The following is a 20,480-nucleotide window of genomic DNA, read 5'->3' as shown; positions in this document are numbered from 1 at the left end:
CGGTATGGGCAAGGGCGGGCCGTGTCAATCGGTGGCCGCCCGATATGGCGGGGACGTCGCGGCGCGCTAGGCCGGCACCAACGTCACCCAGTAGCGGGTGCGGTACTGCGCGCGGACCGGCAGGCTGCGCTGCAGGGCGGCGATGGCCTGTTCCGGCTGGTCCAGCGGGAACACCCCGGAGATCGCCAGGCCGGCCACCGCCGGGTCGCAGCGCAGCACGCCCGGGCGGTAGCGCGACAGTTCCGTGCACAGGCGGCCGAGGGTCCATTGCCGGGCCACCAGGTAGCCGTCGCTCCAGGCCAGGGCGTCGGCGTCCAGGTCGGCGACGCCATACAGCCCCTGGCGGTCGAAGCGGACCTGCTGGCCGGCCTGGATGACGCCGGCGACGTGCTCGCCATCGCCCGGCGAGACCGCCACCGCGCCCTGTTGCACCGCCAGCAGCGCATCGTGGCTTTCCAGGCGCACGGCGAAGCGCGTGCCCAGGGCCTGCAGGCGGCCCTGGGCGGTGTCCACCCAGAAGCCGCGGCCGGCGGCGTCGTGGCCGGTCTGCACGAGGATTTCCCCGGCCAGCAGGCGGATGCGCCGGCTGTGGGCGTCGAAGGCCAGGTCGATGGCGCTGTCGGTGTTCAGTTGCAGCCAGCCGCCGTCGGGCAGCGCAATGCGCCGGCGCTCGCCGACGCCGGTGCGTTCCTGGGCCAGCCAGCGCGAATCGCGCAAGCCATAGGCGCCGCTGCCGAGCACCGCGGCGCAACCGGCCAGCAGCATCAGGTTCTTCAGCGCGCGGCGCCGCGTGGGGTCGAAGGCGGCCTGGCGCAGGGCGTTGCTGGCAGTTTCCGGCGCCACGCCAGCCAGGCGCCCGTCGAAGAAGTCCAGGCGCTGCCAGGCCTGCTCATGGCTCGGGTCGGCGGCGCGCCAGCGCTGGCAGGCGGCCTGTTCGTCGGCGCCGGCCAGGCCCGAGGCCAGGCGCACGCGCCAGCCGATGGCCTGCTCGACCACGCCGTGCTCCAGCGGCTGCGCCCGGCTCATGAATACAGCGCCTGGTAGCAGTGGGCGAAGGCCTGGGTCATGTACTGCTGCACCGAGCTGAGCGAAACACCCAGTTGCTCGGCGATCTGCGGGTAGGTCAGGCCGTCCAGCTGCGACAGCAGGAAGGCGCTGCGCACCTTGGGCTTGAGGCCGTCGAGCAGGCGGTCGATCTCCATCAGCGTCTCCAGCACCAGCGCGCGCGCCTCGGCCGAGGGCGCCTCGGCCTCCGGCTGCTGCGCCAGGCTGTCGAGCCAGGCGCGCTCCAGGCTCTGCCGGCGGAAGTGGTCCACCACCAGCCCGCGGGCCACGGTGGCGAGGAACGCGCGGGGTTCGCGCAGGCCCTTCAGTTCGCGGCGGCCGAGCAGGCGGACGAAGGTGTCCTGGGCCAGGTCGGCGGCCTGCTGGTGGCATTCCAGGCGGCGGTAGAGCCAGCCCAGCAGCCAGTGGTGGTGGCCGGCGTAGAGTTCGCCGACCTGGGAATGGGTGGAAGCGGACGGGGACGACACGGGAGCCCTCTGCGCCAGGGGCGCGTTGCACCGGGGGTGCGCCTGTGAACACCCCTCAAATGCGAAGCCTTATCATTTGCGCAAAGATGCCATGAGCGCGCCATCCCGGCAAGGGGCGGCGACGGGTGGGAAGGCGATTTCCGGCCCGCGCCAGCCCCGTAGGATGGGTCGAGCGAAGCGATACCCATCGCCATGGCCACAGCGAGATCCGCTCCCGCAGGCGGGCACGGCTTCTCGTAGGAGCGAGCTTGCTCGCGAACGGGCCCCCGCAGCGGAATCTGTTCGCGAGCAAGCTCGCTCCTACGAAGAGAAAGAGCGCTTCGGGGCTCACCAGCCCTTGAGCTGGTCCCAGCGCCAGTTGCGGAACTGGTAGATCAGCGTGCCCAGCAGGCCGTAGGCGGCGGCCATGCCCAGCAGCACGAGGATGCGGTCGGCCACCGCCGAGAGCGGCAGGTTCATCTGGTTCATCTCCACCACCGCGCGGATCGCCCAGGTGGAGGGGATGCCGTTGGCCAGCCACTGCACCCACTGCGGCATGGCCTGGGGCGGCCAGGTGAAGCCGGCCATGTAGAACAGCGGCAGGGTGATGAAGGTCATGGTCAGGTACACCGCCTCTTCCGAGGGCAGCAGCTCGGCGAGGAATTCGCTCAGGGCGATCACCGCCAGCAGGAAGGGCAGCACCAGGCCCATGAGCATGAAGAACGAGGCGGTCTGCCGGTAGCCCATGATCCACGGCCAGATCACGTAGAAGAGCATGGCCAGCACCGTCCAGATCAGCAACTGCGCGGCGTAGCGGCCGAAGCGCGTGGACGGCGGCTGGCGCAGCGAGCGCGGGGTGCCGCCGCGCAGGTTGAGGTTCACCCGCGTGCAGGACAGCAGCAGGCTGTGCTGCAGGATCAGCGTCACCAGCCCCGGCAGGACGATGGCGGCGAAGCTGGTGCCGGGGTTGAACAGGTCGGTCAGCTGGCCCACCACCGGGCTCAGCAGCACCTCGGCCTGGCTCGCGCTGAAGCCGTTGTGCAACAGCAGGTGGGCGTTGTAGCGCAGCGTCAGCTCGTTGTAGGTGGCGCTGATGTCCTGCTGGATCTGCCCGTTGGCCATGCGGTTGGTGGCGTCGCCGAAGATCGGCACGCTCACCGCCTCGCCGCGCAGCACGCGCTTTTCGAAGTCCACCGGGAGGATGACGATGCCGAACAGCCGGCGCCAGGCCAGGTCGTGCTGCGCCGTGGGCAGCTCGCTGTAGCTGCGCACCGCGATCTTGGGCGCGGCGTCGAGCAGGCGGATCAGCTCGCGGGAGGCGGCGCTGTGGTCCATGTCGATCACCGCCACCGGCAGGTCGTCCATGGTGCGGTGGGCGTAGGGCAAGGTGGTCAGCGCCACCGACAGCACGGTCAGCAGCCACAGCGGCTTGCCCAGCATGTTCTTCAGGGTCTGCCTGAGGACGCTCCAGAAGTTCTCCATGGCGCCTCCTCAGGCCGGGCTCAGGTCGAGGCGCCGGCGCAGGCGCAGCTTGGCGATCATGTAGGCCAGCAGCGGATAGACCAGCAGCCGGCAGCAGGCGTACAGCCCGGACTCCGGCGGGGCCTGGCGCAGGAACTGGTCGAACAGGCCGTGCAGGGTGTGCGTCAGCGGCTCGGCCAGGCTGATGAAGCGGGCGATCTCGGGCATCGCCAGGTCCGGCAGCAGCACCCCGGAATAGGTCTGCGCCACGCCGATCAGCAGGCCGATCAGCGAGTAGGCGCTGAAGCGGTTGGCGGTGAAGATGAACAGCACCAGGCCGACGCTCTGCGCCGCCATCACGTAGCACACGGTGATCGCCAGCATCCACAGCGGGCTGCCGTTGATCTTCGCGCCGTTGAGCGTCACCAGCAGGAACAGTTCCAGCATCAGCAACGCGCTGAACAGCAGCGTATAGGGCGCCAGCTTGCCCAGCAGGCGCACGCCCAGCGCCCGGGCGCGCAGGATGTGCGGCGAGGAGGCGCGCAGCTCCGGGGCCTCGCGGGCCAGCACGTGGACGGTGGCGACGATCACGAACAGCTGCAGCAGGTGCACGATGGCGGCGAACTGCTGGTAGTAGATGTAGTTGCCGCTGGCGTTGAACAGGCTCTCGTAGGCCACGCTGATGCTCGCCAGCTTCGGCAGCGGGGCGCCCGCGCCGGCGGCCAGGTAGGGGCGCAGGTCCTGGTTGACGCCGGCGACCAGGCCGCTGAAGTCCTGGGTGGAATAGAAGCCGGCGGAATAGAACAGCGAGTTGTAGTAGAGCACCGCGCGCGGCTGGCGCCCGGCCAGGGCGTCGGCCTCGAAGTCGCGGGGGATGTACAGCAGTGCGTAGTCGTCGGCCGCGCGCAGGCGCCGCAGGCCTTCCTGCAGGCCGCCGCCGAGCACCTCGACCTGGGCGTGGGAACCGGCGTCCAGCTCGCGCACCACGCGCCGCGACAGGTGGCTGTGGTCGGCGTCGACCACGGCCACTGGCATGTCCAGCAGGGTGCCGGCCTGGTAGATGCCGCTGATCAGGGTGAACAGCAGCAGCGGCCACAGCCAGCCGAGCCAGTGGATGGTCCAGCTGCGCACGGCGATGCGCGTCTCGGTGTTGAACGCCTGGGCGAAGCGCAGCAGGTTGCGCCTTATTGCTGCCATTGCCACAGCGCGCTCATCCCCGGACGCAGGCCCTGCACCGCTTGCAGCGGGTACAGGCGGACCTCGAAGGTCTTCAGGTCGAAGTCGCCGGTGGCGCGGGTGGCGCGCTTGGTGGCGAAGTCGCCCAGCGGGGCGATGTAGCGCACCTCGGCCTCCACCTCGGCGTCTTCCAGCGCCGGGATGCGCAGCTTCACCTTGTCACCCTTGCGCACCTTGGCGAGGATGTCCTCGCGCAGGTTGAACACCAGGTAGCTGTCGGACAGCCGCACCAGGGTCAGCAGCGGGCTGTAGGCGTTGATCAGCTCGCCCTCCTCCGCCGGGATCGGCCCGACCTCGCCGTCCACCGGGGCGAGCACGGCCAGGTCGTCGGTCTGCGCCTGCAGTTCGACGATCTGCGCGTCGGCGCGGCGCACCGCGGCCTGCAGCGCCTGGCGCACTTCCTCGCGGTCGCCGCGCTGGCCCTGGTCGAGGTTGGCCTGGGCCTCGGCCACCTGGTTGCGCGCCACGTCGCGGGCGCGGCGGGTGGTGTCGAGCTGGGCCTGGGAGACGAAGCCGCGGCCGGCCAGTTCCTCGTTGCGCTGGAAGTCCAGCTCGGCGTTGCGCAGCTCGGCCTGGGCCTGCTGCAGGCTGGCCTGGAGGGCGCGCAGGGTTTCCTCGCGGGTGCCGTGCAGGGATTCGTCGAGCTGCGCCTGCACCTGGCTGCGCGCGGCGCGCAGCGAGTCCAGCTGGGCCTGCAGCTCCGGGCTGCTCAGGCTTATCAACAGCTGGCCCTTCTGCACGTCGTCGCCACGCCGCACGTGCAACGTCTCGACGCGGCCCTTGGCCTTGGAGGCGACTATGACTTCGGTGGCGTCCGCCTCGCCTTGCAGCAGCAAGGGCTGGGTGTGCAGACGCAGGTACAGGGTGATGGAGATGATTACCAGGAGCAGCAGGGGTGCGAACAGCTTCCAGCCCTTCATCGTGCGGGTCTTCCCTCGGCGGCGCGAATTATTCCGATGTTAGTGCATCGCGGCCGCCAAGGGGGCCATTGCGGCTCGAACCGCCGTCAGCGCTCGTCGTCCTGCAGCAGCGCCTGCTCGCCCTTGCCCGACGGCGCCGAGGGGAAGCGCGAGGAGGCGTAGCGCACCACCAGGATGGCCAGGGCCAGCAGCAACAGGGCCACCGAGACCAGGATGATGCCGTCGTCGGGCACGTGGTTGTGCTGGATGTCGGCGATCATCAGGCGCGTCAGCGCGGTCATCGCCACGTAGATCAGGAAGCGCACCGGCATGTGGTTGGTCTTGAAGTAGATGCCGACCATGGCGCCCAGTTCGAGGTAGATGAACAGCAGCAGGATGTCGTCGATGCTCGCATGGCCCTTCTCGAACATCTCGACGAAGGCCACCGCCGCCGACCAGAACACGGTGCCGCCGATGGCGAACAGCGCCAGGTAGTGGAAGCCCTCCACCAGCAGGTTGCCCAGCGACTCGGCCATTCCGTGCATCTGTTGGCGCATGCGTTCGGCCCATTGCAGTTTCATCCGTCGACTCCCGGTTCGATAAAGCGATTGTTGGCTTGGTACGTGCAAGACACACGCCATTGACCCTGGGCAGCAATAGCCTGCCGAGGCTGCGGCAATATGAATGCGAACTTTGCTGACGCCTTCCAGTCCATGAAGGGTCACGCCACCACGCAGGCAGGATCGAAGATGGAAAGCCCCTTCCAGGTACTCACCGATGCATTCCAGGCCCAGTTCCGGGTCAATTTCAGCCTCGAACGGCCGGACGGCAGCATCGTGCTGACGCTTTCCACCGAAGCCGGCGTGGCGGCCAAGCGGCTCATCCGCAACGTCCAGCTGCAGGACGCCGAACAGCTGCAACGCCTGATCCAGAGCATCCGCTTCGGCATCGCCATCGAGCAGGGCGACAGCGCCCCGCGCCTGCTGGCGGACATGACCGCCGGCCGCGCCTTGCGCATCGCCTCCTGAACCTTCCTCCCGCGTGCCCGGCCAGTCTGCCGGGCGCCGCCGCCGCGCGCCATCCACCAGCCCCGCGCCAACTTGTCGCATGCCCTGCCATGGCCCCGCGTGCCCCGAAGCGGTTCGCCGGCCATACTGGCCTTCTGCAATTTCCCTCTTCCCAGGGGCCGGGCGATTGCCTTATGCTTAACTGTATAAATAAACAGTACTTATTCCCCCCAGACAGCAAGAAGGCATACGAGGTGATGAATGGCCGTCGAAGTGGTGTACCGCAGCAGCCGCGATCCGGAGCGCCTGTTCATGGATAAGGCAGAAGCCGACCGGCACGACAAGATGCTCGAACTGGCGGAGAACCTCGCCGCCGTCCTGCACAAGGCGGTGCCCTCGCTGAACGAGGAGCAGGTGGAGGAAGTGGGTATCTTCATGGCCCGCCACCGCGACACCTTCGCCCGCGCCTTCAAGAACCAGCCCGACGCCCTTGGCGAGTTGTTCGCGGAAGGGGAATGAGCAGCGCCCGAACAGCCATGCCAGGGTGCTCTACGTAGGATGGGTTGAGCTTGCGAAACCCATGCGGTGGTGGTGATGGGTATCGCTTCGCTCAACCCATCCTACGATGGTGCTTCCTTGGAACTGTAGGAGCGGACTCCGTCCGCGATCACCGGCACACACCGGCCTGCCGGCCGGATCGCGGATGAATCCGCTCCTACGATCTGGCCCCGCCGTGCCCCTGTAGGAGCGGGCCCTGCCTGCGATTTCGCGCGCAGGGCGCGCTCCTACAGGGCGTCTATCCCAATGCCCCCGGCAGCCTGTCATCCCCCATGCCCGTAGAGAATCCGCTCGGCAAGCATGTCGGCCACCCGCGCCGGCGAGCGGTGGTCGGCCTGGGCGTGGGCGAACACCTCGGTGAGGCGGTTGCCAATCTGCGCCAGGTGCGCGGTGATCGCCGGCAGCTCCTGGCCCTGGTGCTGCAGGGCGACGTAGATCAGCCCGCCGGAATTGATCACGTAGTCCGGCGCATAGAGGATGCCGCGGGCCTCCAGCTCGTCGGCCACGTCCGGGTGCGCCAGCTGGTTGTTCGCCGCGCCGGCCACCACCGCGCAACGCAGCTGCGCCACCACCGGCGAGCTGAGCACCCCGCCCAGGCCACAGGGCGCGAGGATGTCGCAGGGCGTGGTCAGCAGCGCCTCGTTGGCTATGGGCTGGGCGCCGAACTGGTCGACCGCCAGTTGCACCTTGCCCGGGTCCAGGTCACTGACCAGCAGTTCGGCGCCGGCGGCGTGCAGGTGTTCGCACAGGGCGTAGCCCACGTGGCCCAGCCCCTGCACGGCGATGCGCAGGTCCTCCAGGTCGTCGCTGCCCAGGCGCGCCTGGGCGCTGGCGCGGATGCCGGCGAATACGCCCAATGCCGTGTGCGGCGAGGGATCGCCGCCGCGGGTGGTGCTGGTGACGTGGTCGGTGTGCTGGGCGATGCAGTCCATGTCGGCGCTGGAGGTACCGCTGTCCACCGCGGTGACGTAGGCCCCGCCGAGGCTTTCGATGAAGCGGCCGAAGGCCTCGAACAGCGCGCCGCGGTTGTCCACATGGGGTGCGCGCAGGATCACCGCCTTGCCGCCGCCCTGGCGCAGGCCGGCCAGGGCGGCCTTGTAGCTCATGCCCTGGGCCAGGCGCGCGGCGTCGCGCAGGGCCGCCTCGTCGTTGGGATAAGGCAGGTAGCGGCAGCCGCCCAGGGCCGGGCCCAGGCGGGTGCTGTGGATGGCGATGACGGCCCGCAGCCCGGTGGCCGGGTCGTAGGCGAGGTGCAGTTTCTCTAGCCGGGTGGCTTCCATCATGTCGAACATGGCGGCGCTCCCTTGCTGGCGCGTGAGGGTCGGCCGGCGGCGCCTGCCGCGGCCGGCCCCTTCAGTATAGGCAGAGGCGCCGCGGGCCAGCGGCGGCGCCGACGACCAGCCACGGCGGCTCTGGACGGCGCCCCGGCGCTGCGGGTAAAACGCAGTATCAGCCGGAGAACGCCATGGACCCGCGCCAAGCCTGCCTCGCCTGCCTAGCCCAGGAGCCACCAGCGCTGTTCGAGGCGGCCCTGTGGATAGCCGCCGAGCACGAGCCGCACCTGCCGCCCGAGCAGGCCCTGCGCGTGCTCGACGAACTGCAGCGGCAACTGCAGGCGACGCTGCCCGTGGCCGCCGGCGACATCGAACGGGCCCAGTTGCTGCTGCGCCGGCTGAACGAGATGGGCTTCGCCGAGGACGACGACGTGCCCCTGCTGGCCCGCGCCGCCCTGCTGCCCCAGGTGCTGCAGCGCCGCCGCGGGCAACCGTTGTCGCTGGCGCTGATCGCCCTGGAGCTGGCGCGCCGCCAGGGTATCGCCCTGCAGGGGGTGAACTTCCCCGCGCGCTTCCTGCTGCGCGTGCCCGGCGCCGACCACCTGCTCGACCCCACCACCGGCCGCCGTCTCTACCCCCGCGACTGCCGCGACCTGCTGGCCCGTCACCTGGGCCCGAACGTGGAGCTGAGCGCCGCCTTCCTGCGCAACGCCGAGCCGCGCGAGATGCTCCAGCGCCTGTCGCGCAACCTGCGCCAGCTGCACCAGACCGCCGGCGACCACCTGGCGGCCCTGAAGGATGCCCAGCGCGTACTGGAACTGGGCGCCGCCAGCGCCGCCGACCACCTGGCCCGCGCCGACCTCTACCACCACCTGGAATGCCCCCAGGCCGAACGCTACGACCTGGAGCGCGCCCTGCTGCTCAGCGACGACCCGGCCGAGCAACTGCGCCTGGGCCAGCGCATCGAGGCGATCGCGGTGCAGAAGAAGGCGTTGCACTGAACGGGGGCTTAGGCGTGTAAGCGTGATGGGTATCGCTTCGCTCAACGCCATCCTACGAAAAGCGCTTCGGCACCCACCTGTAGGAGCGCGCCCTGCGCGCGAATCGCGGGCAGGGCCCGCTCCTACAATTTGCTGTGAGGTATGGAGTTTCCTCGTAGGAGCGAGCTTGCCCGCGAACAGATTCCGCAGCGGGGTTCGTTCGCGAGCAAGCTCGCTCCTACGAAGAGCATCGTGGGGCGTCAGGCTTTGAGCAGCCCCAGCTCCTTGGCCCGGGCCACGGCCTGGGTGCGGCGTTCGACGCCGAGCTTGCCGTTGATGCGCCGGGCGTGGGTTTTCACGGTGTGCAGGGAGATGAACAGGCGCTCGCCGATCTCCAGGTTGGAGCAGCCGCGGGCGATCAGTTCCAGCACCGACAGCTCGCGCAGGCTGAGCAGCGGCGCCGGGCGTTCGCCAGCCTGTTCGGCCAAGCGTTCCGGCAGGCGCTGGCGGGCGTCTTCCAGTATCGCCTCCAGGCCGTGGCGGCGGGCCAGTTCCAGGCCTTCCTGCCAGCAGTCGCGGGCCTGTTCGTCGGCGCCGGCGGCGGCATGGGCCAGCGCCAGCCCCAGCCGGACCTCGCAGACCAGGGCCATGCGCCCCTGCCGCTGCATTTCCGCCAGCAGGATCGACAAGCGCTCCAGCGCCCGTTGCGCCTGGCCGTCCTGGATGTCGGCCATGGCCAGTTGGCATTCCACCCGCAGCAGCAGGTCGACCGCCGAGGCCGGCGCGCTGCGGCCTTCCTCGCGGTAGCGGCTCAGCACCCGGGTGAAGATTTCCCGGGCCTGGGTGGTCCGCCCCTGGCGCAGGCCGAGGGTGCCGCCGGCCAGCAGCAGCGGGCCGCGGTAGACCGCTTCGGGAATGTGCTGCAGCTGCATCTGCCGCTCGGCTTCGAGCAGGCGGTTGAAGGCCACGTCGAACTGGCCCTGGCGCGCATCCAGCATCGCCAGGCCGATGTAGCCGTACAGGGCGCAGGGGTCGAGGCTGCGCTGCGCGCCGCGCAGGCCGTCCTGCAGCAATTGGCGCGCCTCGGCCGGGCGGCCCTGGTGGTAGCACAGCCAGCCCAGGCGCAACTGCGCGCGGCAGGCCACCGGGCAGCCGCTCTGGTGCCGTTCGGCCAGGGTGTCGAGCATGCGCCGCAGCAGGGCTTCGGCGCGCGGCAGCTCGCCGCGCTGGGCCAGCAGGTAGGCGTGGTCGATCTCCAGGTAGACCTCGAAGATGGCGCTGCCACGGGCGCGGGCCAGCTTCAGGGCGTCACGGTTGAGCAGCCGGGCCTCGTCCAGGCGGCCGTCGATCAGCGCCAACTGGCTGAGCGCGGACAGGCTGATCAGGCGCTGCGCCCAGGCTTCGTCCGGCAGGTCGTCCAGGGCGGCCTGCAGCAGCGGCGCGGCCTCGCGGCGGCCACGGGCGTGGGCGAGCATGCCGGCCAGGCCCAGCCACTGCGCCACCAGCGCCCGCTGACGCGCTTCGCCGGGCAGCGGCAGGAAGCGCGAGAAGTCCTGCAGCTGCGTCTCGACCTCGTCCAGGCGCCCGCCGAAGAGCAGCGCCCAGGCGTTAAGGATCAGCAGGCGCGGCGTGCTCGCCAGCAGTTCCTGCGGCAGCGCCTCGCGCAGGCGCAGCACCCGCGCCACGTTGTGCCCCTGCAGCAACTGCTCTTCGGTCAGGCGCTGCAACAGGCTGGCGGCGACGTCGGGTTGCTCGGCGCGCAATGAGTGTTCGAAGGCGGCATGGATGTCGCCCTGCTGGCTGTACCACTGGCAGGCCCGGCGGTGCAGGCTGCAGGGCGAGCCGTGGCCCATGTCGGCGAGTTCGTCGGCCAGCAGCGGCGGCAGGCGGTACCAGGCGCCGGCGCCCTCCTCGCGCTGCAGGCCGACGCCGCGTTCGAGCAGGGCTTCGAGAACGCCGGGCTGTTCCTCGAAGAGGTATTCGGCCAGGGAGGTGCAGCAGCGGGTGAGCCGCGCCAGGTCGCAGAGCACCTCCGCCAGCGGCGCCGGCAGGGCATCGAGGATTTCCCGCTGCAGGTATTCGCGCAGCAGCGGCCGGCCGGCCTCGGCCAGTTGCCCGGGCGAGGGCGTGCCCGCCTCGGCCGGCCAGCCGAGCAGGCGCAGGCGGATGCCGGCGCACCAGCCGTCGGTCTGCTCCAGCAGCGCCAGGCGCAGTTCCTCCGGCCAGTCGCGGCCGTTGCGCAGCAGGAAGGCTTCCAACTCGGCGGCGTCGAAGCCCAGTTCCGCCGCGCCCAGTTCCAGCAGTTCGCCCTCCAGCAGCAGGCGCGCCAGGTTGCACGCCGGGCGCCGCCGGCTGGCCAGCCACCAGGACACCCAGGGCGAAGCCTGGGCCAGCAGGCGGTCGAGGCAGGCGTCCAGCGCGGCATCGGGTTCGCGGGGGTAGTCGTCGAGCATGATCCACAGCGGCTCGCGGCAGTCGCGCAGGCGGCCGAGCACTTCGACCTCGCCGACCGGCCCCAGGCCCAGGGCCTCGCCCAGGCGCCGGCACAGGGCCGCGGCGTCCAGGGCCTCGCCGCCCAGCGCCAGCCAGGCGACGCGGGTGCCCGCCGGGGCGGCGCGCGCGCATTCTCCCAGCAGCACGGTCTTGCCGTGCCCCAGGGGCGCGAGCAGCAGGCGCAGGCGGTGTTCCTCGTGCAGCAGGGCCTGGCGCAGGCGCGCGCGCGGCAGGTGCTGCGGTGGCAGGCGGGGCAGTGAAGACTGGGGGGTGGCAGCGTCGATCATGGGCAGGGGTCCGACCGATCCTGACGTTCGAGACTAGTCAGGAGGCGGCCCCCGGGGAAGGGCTATCAGCCGGATGTATGTAGCGACATATCACCCTTTAGCATTACAGGAAGGTACATGACCGGCGACAGCCCTCGCCGCCGCCGGCCATGCCCGGTTCAGCGCACGCCTTCGTTGCGCAGCGCCGCCGGGGTGTAGTCGGCCATGCTGGCCTTGATGCCGAAGCGGTAGCCGCTCTTCTCTTCGTTGAACAGGCCCAGGGCCAGGTAGCGGCCGGCGATCACGTCGTAGATCACCTCCGGCACGTAGCCGCCGGCCTGGTGCGCGTAGTTGAACATCTGGTGGCCTTCGGAAACGCGCCACAGCTGGCCGCGGCCGTCGTAGTGGTCGACCTCGGCGATCTGCCAGCTGTCCTCGTCGATGTACATGTGGCGCTTGGCGTAGATGTGCCGCTCGCCCGGCTTCACGGTGCCCACCACTTCCCACACGCGGTGCAGCTCGTAGCGCGTCAGGTCCTGGTTGAGGTGGCCGGCCTTGACGATGTCGTCGTACTTGTAGGTCGGCAGGCCCAGCTTGTAGCTGTTGTAGGGGATGTACAGCTCCTTCTTGCCCACCAGTTTCCAGTCGTAACGGTCCGGCGCGCCGGAGAACATGTCGAAGTTGTCCGAGGTGCGCAGGCCGTCGGCGGCGGTGCCGGGGCCGTCGTAGGCCACCTGCGGGGCGCGCCGCACGCGGCGTTGGCCGGCGTTGTAGATCCACGCCAGGCGCGGCTCCTTGACCTGGTCGAGGGTCTCGTGCACCAGCAGCACGTTACCGGCCAGGCGCGCCGGCGCCGTTACCGACTGCTTGAAGTACAGCAGGATGTTACTGACCTTGGCGAGGTCCACGTCGCCCATGTTCTGCGGGAAGGCCACGGTCTCCTCGAAGCGGATCGGCGTGTAGCTGCCGTTGGTCTGCGGGGTGACCTGGACCACGGTGCGCGCCAGGTTGCCGCCGCGGTAGCGGGTGATGTGGTTCCACAGCACCTCGACGCCGTTCTTCGGCAGCGGGAAGGCGTAGTAGCGGCTCTTGTCGAAGTTGGCCAGGCCGTTGCCGTCGTTGATCGGCTGCACGTTCACCGCGCTGGTCTTGACCGCCTGGTAGATCTCCGCCGGCTGCGAGAAGGTGCGGTGGGTCTTGTACACCGGGATGCGGTAGGTGTCCGGGTAGCGCTTGAACAGCGCCACCTGGCCGTCGGTGAGCTTGTCCCTGTACTGGTCGACGTTCTGCGCGGTGATGGTGAACAGCGGCTTCTCGCCGGCGAAGGGGTCGCTGAGGAAGCCGCGGGCGTCCTCGCTGCCGGCGCTCTTGTCGATGCCGCCGGTCCAGGCCGGGATGCTGCCGTCGGCGTTGCCTTCCTTCTGCGCGCCCATGGGCGTGAGGCTGGTGCCGAGCTTGGCCGCCTCGTCCGCGGACACCGCCGCCATCACGGCGCCGGAGAGCAGGCTCAGGGCCAGGGCGCCGCATTGCAGGATTCGTATCTTGTTCATCTTTCCTGTCCTTGACTGACCGATCAGAAGTTCACACCGAAGCTGACGGCGATGAAGTCGCGATCGTTGATCGGGTTGTAATCGCCACCGAAGAAATCGGTATAGCTGATGCTGGCGGTATAGGTGTTCTGGTAGTCCGCATCCAGGCCGACGCTGACCGCCTTGGCGCCTTCGCTGAAGTTCGGGCCGTAGCCGTGCACGTCGTGGGACCAGGCCAGGTTCGGCTTGAAGTTGATGCCGGCGATGACGTTGGGATAGTCGAGGATGCCGCGCACGCGGTAGCCCCAGCTGCTGCTGGTGTAGAAGCCCTTGTTGTTGCACTCGCCGGGATTGGCGGTGTTCAGCAGGCCCTGGCACAGGGAGTTGTTGGACAGCTCGCCGATGCCCCAGATGGAGTCGCGGCCGAAGCGCAGCTCGCTGTCGTCGATGCCGCTGATGTGGTTGTAGCCCACCTCGCCGACCACTGTCAGGCGTTCGGCGGCCAGCACCTGGTCGAAGAACTGCGTCACCGTCACCTGGGCCTGGGTCACCGGCTTGCGTACGTAGCCGTGGATCACCTCGCCGGCGCTGGGCGTGGCGAAGCCGCTGGAGTAGATGGGGTTGCCGAACAGGGTGGTCGGGTAGAGCGCGGCCACGGTCAGGTCGGTGCTGTTGAGCTGCAGCGGCATGTTCGGCCGGTAGCTGACCTCGCCGGCCACCGAGGTGCCGCCGATGTTGGTCTGGAAGCTCAGGCCGTAGAGGCGGATGTCCTCCGGGTACTCGATCAGGTACTGCGCGCTGGCCTCGCCGGTGGCGGCGTTGGCGGTGGCCAGGCCTTGTCCGGCGATGGTGCTGAAGACCGGGTTGCGGCTGTGGTAGTTCATCACGTAGGCGCCGAACTCGGTGTCGTTCAGCTCCGCCGCGTACCAGCGCAGGGCCAGGCCCCACTGGCCGCCGTCGCGGGCGGTGTTGTCGCCGGAGCGCGCCAGGTAGCGGTAGCCGCTGGCCGGGTCGGTGTCGAAGTCGCTGCCGGCGTAGACCAGGCGGTTGCAGCCGTTGGCCGCCACGTCGGTGGTGGAGAAGAAGGTGCCGCAGTTGTCGACCACGGTCTTCTCCCACTTCAGCTGGTAGAAGCCCTCGGCGGTGAGGCTGTCGGTCAGGCCCTGGGACATGTAGAACATGCTCACCGGGATCAGGCCTTCCTTGATCTCCGCGCCGGGGCGGCGGAAGGCGGCGACGTCGACCGGGTTGATGCTGTTGATGGAGTTCTGGATGAAGGTGCTCTCGCCCCAGCTCACCACCTGCTTGCCCAGGCGCACGGTGCCGGGCAGGTCGCCGATGCTGTACTTGTGGTAGATGAAGGCGTCCAGCAGTTCGGCGCCGGAGGAGCGCGCGCCCATGCTGCGGCCCTGGTCGCTGATGTCGTACAGCTCGCGATGCTCGTCCTTCAGCTCGAAGTCGTACCAGTACTTGCCGCGGACGAAGACGCCGGTGTCGCCGTACTTCAGCTCCAGGTCGTGGATGCCCTTGAAGATCTTCGAGAAGGTCTCGCCCTTCTTGAAGTTCAGGCGGCCGTCGTCGGAGGTCTGCGACGAGGCGCGGCCGCCGTTGCGGGCGCCGACGTATTCCGAGTCGGCGTCGCGCAGCCCCCAGCTGGCCCCCACGGACAGCGTCGAATCCAGCTGCCCCTCGATTTCCCCGATGTTGAACGAGACGGCCCCGGCCTGGGTGGCGCAACCCAGGGCTACAGCAGCGGCCAGCAGTTTCGGTTGGAACGATGCGCGCCTTGTTTTTGTTGTCATTCGGCACTCCTGACGGTGTCTAGGCGGCTACACGCTACTCAGCCGGCCCGGTCGCGACCAAGCGCACCAAGGAGGTATTTGCACTGTCAGCCGAAAGAGTGAATCCCCCCTCTGCGACGGCCCCGGGCGGCCACCATTGACGCCGGGCATGGCCCATCATGCAGTGCCTGGATGATAGCGGGGCCTCCCCCCTACCCGAGCGCGCCGCTCTGCGGCATCCTGTGCGCCATGCGAGCGACCCACCCGACCCCGGCCGACAGCCACCTCACCCCGAGCACCCGCGACGTGGTGCAGCGCTACCATGACAGCTGGAAGCGCCGCGACCTGGACGCGGCGCTGGCGCTCTACCATCCCGAGGTGGAATACAACGACTACTTCCAGAACCGCCGCATGGGCCTGGCGGACCTGCGCGAGTACGTCACCCAGACCATGCCCAGCCGCCCGGACGAGTTCCTCGACCACATCGACCGCATCCGCGTCGACGGCGACACGGCCTTCATCCAGTACCGCACCGCCATCACCCTCAGCGGGCGCCTGGCGGTGTTCCACTCCAGCGAAGCCATCAGCGTGCGCGACGGGCTGATCTGGCGCATCAACGAATACGCCACCCTGGTCCGCGAGGACGCCCCGGGCGCCGCACGCGCCTCCGGCGACAGCCGCCCGCCGGCCAGCCGCCTGGGCCTGTCGCCGCGCCAGCTCAGCCAGCTGGCCGCGGACCTGGAGGAATACTTCCACAAGGCCCAGCCGTACCTGGCGCCGGACCTGGACCTGTCCCAGGTGGCCGGCGCCACCGGCTACACGCGCAACCAGATTTCCTACCTGCTCAACCAGGTGATGGGCCTGAGCTTCTACCAGTACGTCAACCAGAAGCGCCTGCAGCACCTGCTGGAACAGTTGCGCCCGGCCACCTCGGCGCGCATCGACGAGCTGGCCTTCTCCGCCGGCTTCAATTCGCTGTCGGCCTTCTACCGCTGCTTCCGCCAGCAGACCGGTCTGTCGCCGCGGGAATACCTCAAGCGGATGGAAAACCCGTAACGCCGAGGCGCTCCTGCGCACCGCTTTTCGTAGGAGCGAGCTTGCTCGCGAATGGGCCCCGCAGCGGAGTTTGTTCGCGAGCAAGCTCGCTCCTACGAAGAGCACCCTGGCGCAGCTGGCAAGACATCGCCCATTTCCCCGCGTACCCGCGCGCACGACAGGAATGCCGGGCGCTTCTAGGCTTGCGCACATTCCCGATCACCCTTCTGCCCGGAGTCGCCCCTATGTCGGCATGGCGCCATATCAGCCTGTGGATGAACCAACTGGACGACGACTTCATCGTCCGCCCGGCCCTGGAAGGCGCCCTGGAGGTCGACGTGGCCATCGTCGGCGCCGGCTACACCGGGCTGTGGACGGCTTATTACCTGAAAACCCGCGCGCCGCAATTGAAGGTCGCCATCCTCGAGGCCGAGACCGCCGGCTTCGGCGCCTCCGGGCGCAACGGCGGCTGGCTGATGGGCGCGCTGCTGGGCGAGGACCGCCTGGTGGGCCGCATGCCCGAGCCGCGCCGCCGCGAGACCTGGGACCTGCTGCACGGCATCCCCGACGAAGTGGCCAGGGTGCTGGAACGCGAAGGCATCGACTGCGACTACCGCAAGGGCGGCGTGCTCTATTGCGCGGCGCGCTACCCGGAGCAGGAACGCCGCCTGCGCCAGTACCTGGCCGACCTGCGCCACGAGGGCCTGGGCGAGGACGACTACCGCTGGCTGTCGAAGGCCGAACTGGACGGCCAGCTGCGCATCCCCAGCGCCCTGGGCGCGCTCTACACCCCGCACTGCGCCACCATCGACCCGGCCAAGCTGGCCCGCGGCCTGGCCCGCGCGGTGGAACGCCTGGGCGTGCAACTGTTCGAGAAGAGCCGCGTCAGCCACTGGCAGCCCGGCCTGCTGCGCACCGACAAGGGAAGCGTGAAGGCCCACTGGATAGTGCCGGCGGTGGAAGGCTACGCCGCCGCCCTGCCGCCCCTGGGCAACTACCAGTTGCCGGTGCAGAGCCTGCTGGTGGCCACCGAGCCGCTGCCCGAGTCGGTATGGGCGGAGATCGGCCTGGAGCACGGCCAGGCCTTCAGCGAGTTCAGCCGCCAGGTCACCTACGGCCAGCGCACCCGGGACAACCGCCTGGCCTTCGGCGCCCGCGGCGGCTACCGCTTCGGTGGCAAGCTGCGCAGCGATTTCAGCCTCGACGACGACGAGGTCGGCCTGCGCCGCTACCTGTTCGGCGAGCTGTTCCCGCAGCTCAAGGACGTGAAGATCACCCACACCTGGGGCGGCAACCTGGGCATGTCGCGGCGCTTCCACCCGCACATGCTGATCGACCGCCGCAACGGCATCGCCCTGTCCGGCGGCTACGGCGGCGAAGGCGTGGGCGCCACCAACCTGGGCGGGCGCACCCTGGCCGACCTGATCCTCGGCAACGACAGCCTGGAAACCCGGCAGAACTGGGTGATCCACGACCGCGCCATGACCGACGCCCTGCGCGCCTGGGAGCCCGAGCCGTGCCGCTGGCTGGGCTACAACGCGATCATCCGCAGCTTCGTCCACGAGGACGAGGTGCTGGCCAACCCCAACACCCCGGCCTGGCGCCGGCAGCTGGCGGAAAGACTCGCCGCCGGCATGGAAGGCCTGATGACCTGGAAGGTCGGCTGAAGCCGCCTCCCCCTTTGCACCGACAACCCACTGGAGCCCCGATGAAGATCACCCACCTCAAGGACACCCCCAACGCGCCCCTGGGCGAAGCCAGCCCGGTCGGCGTACCGCTGGGCGAGCCGGTCTCGCACACCCGCGTGGCCGAAGTGGAACGCCCCGACCAGGTCGACACCGGCATCTGGGAATGCACTCCGGGCCGCTGGCGCCGGCAGATCGTCGAGCAGGAGTTCTGCCACTTCATCAGCGGCCGCGGCACCTTCACCCCGGACGACGGCGAGCCCATTGCCTTCCAGGCCGGCGACGCCTTCCTACTGCCGCAGAACAGCCTGGGGGTGTGGGACATCCAGGAGACGGTGCGCAAGACTTACGTGATCATCAAGCGCTGAGGCCAAGGCCCTTCGTAGGAGCGAGCTTGCTCGCGAATGGAGTTTCCCTGAGGCGCCGCTGCATGAGGGAAGCGCCTTTCCCTCTCCCTAACCCTCTCCCTGAAGGGAGAGGGGACTGTCCTCTGCCTGCTGCGGGTTCGGCGTAATCCTGTAAGCATGGCGTATCAGGAGTAGGCCTGGCTTCCAACTCGCTCCGAACGGCCCCCTCTCCCTTCAGGGTGTATGGACCGGAGACATGGTGAACAGGTGTTCGGAGACATGGTGAACACATCATGCTGAGGCATCGAAACGCATGAGGAGCGTGAGATGCCCTGGCAGGAGGTGTCCAAAATGCAGGTACGCGAGGAATTCGTTGCCTTGGCCAGCACGCCGGGTGCCAACCTCCGCCAGCTTTGCCGGCGCTTCGGAATCAGTCCGAATACCGGTTACAAATGGCTGAAGCGAGGTCAGGCGGGCGAGGGGCTGGAGGATCGCTCACGACGTCCAAAGCGCTCTCCGGGCCGTTCGCCGGAAGATCTCGAAGCGCACGTCGTGGCTCTGCGCCAGGAGCATCCGAGCTGGGGCGCACGCAAGTTGCGGCAACTCTTGCTCAATCAGGGGGTGGATGCTCCAGCGGTAAGCACTGTGCATGCGATCCTGCTCCGCCATGATTGCATTCAACCGGAGGCTGGCGAGCGCTGCCAGCCGTGGCAACGCTTCGAACATGTTGCTCCGAACGATCTGTGGCAGATGGACTTCAAGGGGCACTTTCCCCTCGCCAAAGGGCGTTGCCATGCCCTGACGATCCTTGATGACCACTCCCGCTATGCCCTATGCCTACAGGGTTGTAGCGATGAGCGACGGGAAACCGTGCAGGCACACCTCATTGCGACCTTCAGGCGCTATGGGCTACCGCGGCGTATGACCATGGACAATGGCAGCCCCTGGGGTGATACCGAAGCCCATTACACGGCCCTGGATGTCTGGTTGATGCGCCAGGGTATCCGGACCAGCCACTCCAGCCCTTACCACCCGCAAACCCAAGGCAAGGATGAGCGCTTCCACCGCACGCTCAAGGTCGAGTTGCTGCAAGGACGAGTTTTTGATGACCTGATCCACGCCCAGGCAGCGTTTGATCGTTGGCGCGGGCTTTACAATCAGCAGCGTCCGCACCAGGCACTGGACATGCAGGTTCCGCAACAGCGTTATCAACCGAGCCCGCTTGAATATCAGGAGCATCCACCCGCTCCGCAGTACGATGAGCTGGACCTGGTGCGCAAGGTCCAGGGCAAAGGTGAAATTTACTGTCAGGGGCGGCCGTACCAGGTAGGCAAGGCATTCATCGGTGAGTCGGTCGCTATACGGCCGACTACCGAAGAGGGACAGTACAACGTGTACTGGAGCACGCACCGTATTGCCAGGATCGACCTGCGCGAGCAGCTATGCATCGCTGGCAAACGGCTTCCCTAACCTGTTCACCCTGTCTCCGAACAGGTGTCTACCATGTCTCCGGTCCATACACAGGGAGAGGGCTGGGGAGAGGGTGCGGAGTCAACCCGAAACACCGTAGTCACCGGAAGGCGCCATTCGCGAGCAAGCTCGCTCCTACGAAAAGCAGGCCCTGCGCCGCCTCTCAAAACTTCCCATGCCGCCCCTCCCCCCGCGCGAAGCGCTGCGCCCCGGCCTGGGTCTCGCCGCTGAGAATCACCATCAGCCCACCCTGGAATTCATTCGCCATGGCCACGTCGAACGACTGGTTCCACTGCGCGTAGACGCTGCCGCGGTCGGCCAGCATGCAGGCCTGGGGGAAGTCGGCGATCTGCCGGGCCAGGTCCTCGGCGGCGGCGCGGGCTTCGCCCTTGGCCACCACGCGGTTGGCCAGGCCCATGCCCAGGGCTTCCTGGGCGGAGACCGGGCGGCCGGTGAGGATCAGGTCCAGCGCCCGGCCCTGGCCGATGATGCGCGGCAGGCGCACGGTGCCGCCGTCGATCAGCGGCACGCCGAAGCGCCGGCAGAACACCCCGCACACCGCGTCCTCGGCCATCACCCGCAGGTCGGCCAGCAGCGCCAGCTCCAGGCCGCCGGCCACGGCGTAGCCCTCGATGGCGGCGATCAATGGCTTGTTCAGGTGCATGCGGCTGGGGCCCATGGGGGCGTCGCCTTCCATTTCCAGGCGGTTGCGCCGCTCGCTGTCCTCGGCCACCGCGGCGAGGTCCGCGCCGGCGCAGAAGGTGCCGCCGGCGCCGGTGAGCACCGCCACCTTCGCCTGCTCGTCGGCCTCGAAGGCGCGCAGGGCCTCGGCCAGGGCGTCGGCGGTGGGCCGGTCGACGGCGTTGCGCGCCGCGGGGCGATCGATGATCAGGGTGGTTACCGGGCCGTTGTGCTCGACGATCACGCTCATGCTGGACTCCAGGCTGA

General features: G+C 68.9%; 18 protein-coding genes. 7 read left to right on the top strand and 11 right to left on the bottom strand.

Annotation, left to right across the window (positions count from 1 at the left end; genetic code table 11):
* Positions 1-66 precede the first annotated feature (66 nt).
* From M8R19_RS22460 to M8R19_RS22435, 6 genes are all read right to left on the bottom strand, one after another.
* Positions 67-1,026 carry a FecR domain-containing protein gene (locus M8R19_RS22460; RefSeq protein ID WP_249918961.1) on the bottom strand — a complete coding sequence of 320 codons (960 nt, stop codon included), beginning with the start codon at positions 1,024-1,026 and terminating at the stop codon, positions 67-69.
* On the bottom strand, positions 1,023-1,532 hold the full coding sequence (locus M8R19_RS22455) for a sigma-70 family RNA polymerase sigma factor (protein WP_074984611.1): 510 nt from the start codon (positions 1,530-1,532) through the stop codon (positions 1,023-1,025). The genes M8R19_RS22460 and M8R19_RS22455 overlap by 4 nt, the downstream gene beginning before the upstream one ends.
* Before the next feature lie 327 nt (positions 1,533-1,859).
* Positions 1,860-2,993, bottom strand: coding sequence for an ABC transporter permease (locus tag M8R19_RS22450; RefSeq protein ID WP_069863458.1), 1,134 nt, complete (start codon positions 2,991-2,993; stop codon positions 1,860-1,862).
* A 9-nt stretch (positions 2,994-3,002) separates the two neighbouring features.
* Positions 3,003-4,175, bottom strand: coding sequence for an ABC transporter permease (locus M8R19_RS22445; protein WP_024128467.1), 1,173 nt, complete (start codon positions 4,173-4,175; stop codon positions 3,003-3,005).
* Entirely contained in the window at positions 4,157-5,128 is a 972-nt protein-coding gene (locus tag M8R19_RS22440; protein WP_249918960.1) for an HlyD family secretion protein, read from the bottom strand. Before M8R19_RS22440 ends, M8R19_RS22445 begins: the two co-directional genes overlap by 19 nt.
* Positions 5,129-5,214: 86 nt before the next feature.
* Positions 5,215-5,688 (bottom strand): phosphate-starvation-inducible protein PsiE, encoded by a 474-nt coding sequence (locus tag M8R19_RS22435; RefSeq protein WP_009616066.1) that lies wholly within the window; start codon positions 5,686-5,688, stop codon positions 5,215-5,217.
* A 168-nt stretch (positions 5,689-5,856) separates the two neighbouring features.
* Here M8R19_RS22435 and M8R19_RS22430 point away from each other — a divergent pair, with 168 nt between their 5' ends.
* Entirely contained in the window at positions 5,857-6,135 is a 279-nt protein-coding gene (locus tag M8R19_RS22430) for a DUF3509 domain-containing protein (RefSeq protein WP_249918959.1), read from the top strand.
* Positions 6,136-6,375: 240 nt separating this feature from the next.
* Positions 6,376-6,633 (top strand): YebG family protein, encoded by a 258-nt coding sequence (locus M8R19_RS22425; RefSeq protein ID WP_009616064.1) that lies wholly within the window; start codon positions 6,376-6,378, stop codon positions 6,631-6,633.
* A 302-nt stretch (positions 6,634-6,935) separates the two neighbouring features.
* On the opposite strand, the gene M8R19_RS22420 is transcribed toward M8R19_RS22425, so the two are convergent.
* Positions 6,936-7,964, bottom strand: coding sequence for a Glu/Leu/Phe/Val dehydrogenase family protein (locus M8R19_RS22420; RefSeq protein ID WP_043273133.1), 1,029 nt, complete (start codon positions 7,962-7,964; stop codon positions 6,936-6,938).
* Positions 7,965-8,137: 173 nt separating this feature from the next.
* On the opposite strand from M8R19_RS22420, the gene M8R19_RS22415 reads away from it, so the two are divergent.
* Positions 8,138-8,947, top strand: coding sequence for a SirB1 family protein (locus M8R19_RS22415; RefSeq protein ID WP_249918958.1), 810 nt, complete (start codon positions 8,138-8,140; stop codon positions 8,945-8,947).
* Between the two features lie 239 nt (positions 8,948-9,186).
* On the opposite strand, the gene M8R19_RS22410 is transcribed toward M8R19_RS22415, so the two are convergent.
* The 3 genes from M8R19_RS22410 to M8R19_RS22400 form a co-directional block, all read right to left on the bottom strand.
* A complete protein-coding gene (locus tag M8R19_RS22410; RefSeq protein ID WP_249918957.1) occupies positions 9,187-11,706 on the bottom strand; it encodes a LuxR C-terminal-related transcriptional regulator in 2,520 nt (839 codons plus the stop codon).
* A 158-nt stretch (positions 11,707-11,864) separates the two neighbouring features.
* Entirely contained in the window at positions 11,865-13,235 is a 1,371-nt protein-coding gene (locus M8R19_RS22405) for a DUF1329 domain-containing protein (RefSeq protein WP_074984631.1), read from the bottom strand.
* A 23-nt stretch (positions 13,236-13,258) separates the two neighbouring features.
* On the bottom strand, positions 13,259-15,016 hold the full coding sequence (locus tag M8R19_RS22400; RefSeq protein ID WP_249918956.1) for a DUF1302 domain-containing protein: 1,758 nt from the start codon (positions 15,014-15,016) through the stop codon (positions 13,259-13,261).
* 228 nt (positions 15,017-15,244) lie between these two features.
* Here M8R19_RS22400 and M8R19_RS22395 point away from each other — a divergent pair, with 228 nt between their 5' ends.
* The 4 genes from M8R19_RS22395 (at position 15,245) to M8R19_RS22380 (ending at position 19,532) form a co-directional block, all read left to right on the top strand.
* Positions 15,245-16,051, top strand: coding sequence for an AraC family transcriptional regulator (locus M8R19_RS22395; RefSeq protein WP_043300115.1), 807 nt, complete (start codon positions 15,245-15,247; stop codon positions 16,049-16,051).
* 224 nt (positions 16,052-16,275) lie between these two features.
* On the top strand, positions 16,276-17,697 hold the full coding sequence (locus M8R19_RS22390) for an NAD(P)/FAD-dependent oxidoreductase (RefSeq protein ID WP_249918955.1): 1,422 nt from the start codon (positions 16,276-16,278) through the stop codon (positions 17,695-17,697).
* Between the two features lie 41 nt (positions 17,698-17,738).
* Positions 17,739-18,083, top strand: coding sequence for a cupin domain-containing protein (locus tag M8R19_RS22385; protein ID WP_009616056.1), 345 nt, complete (start codon positions 17,739-17,741; stop codon positions 18,081-18,083).
* Between the two features lie 306 nt (positions 18,084-18,389).
* Positions 18,390-19,532 carry an IS481 family transposase gene (locus M8R19_RS22380; protein WP_116425595.1) on the top strand — a complete coding sequence of 381 codons (1,143 nt, stop codon included), beginning with the start codon at positions 18,390-18,392 and terminating at the stop codon, positions 19,530-19,532.
* 163 nt (positions 19,533-19,695) lie between these two features.
* Here the strand turns inward: M8R19_RS22380 and M8R19_RS22375 are convergent, their stop codons facing one another.
* Positions 19,696-20,463: a crotonase/enoyl-CoA hydratase family protein gene (locus M8R19_RS22375; protein ID WP_249918954.1), complete on the bottom strand. Its 768-nt coding sequence runs from the start codon at positions 20,461-20,463 to the stop codon at positions 19,696-19,698.
* Positions 20,464-20,480: the final 17 nt, after the last annotated feature.

It is taken from the genome of Pseudomonas sp. R3.Fl (assembly GCF_023516765.1).
Lineage (GTDB): Bacteria > Pseudomonadota > Gammaproteobacteria > Pseudomonadales > Pseudomonadaceae > Pseudomonas > Pseudomonas citronellolis.
The sequence above is the reverse complement of the archived record's forward strand: the minus strand, read 5'-3'. Positions and strand labels throughout refer to the sequence as shown.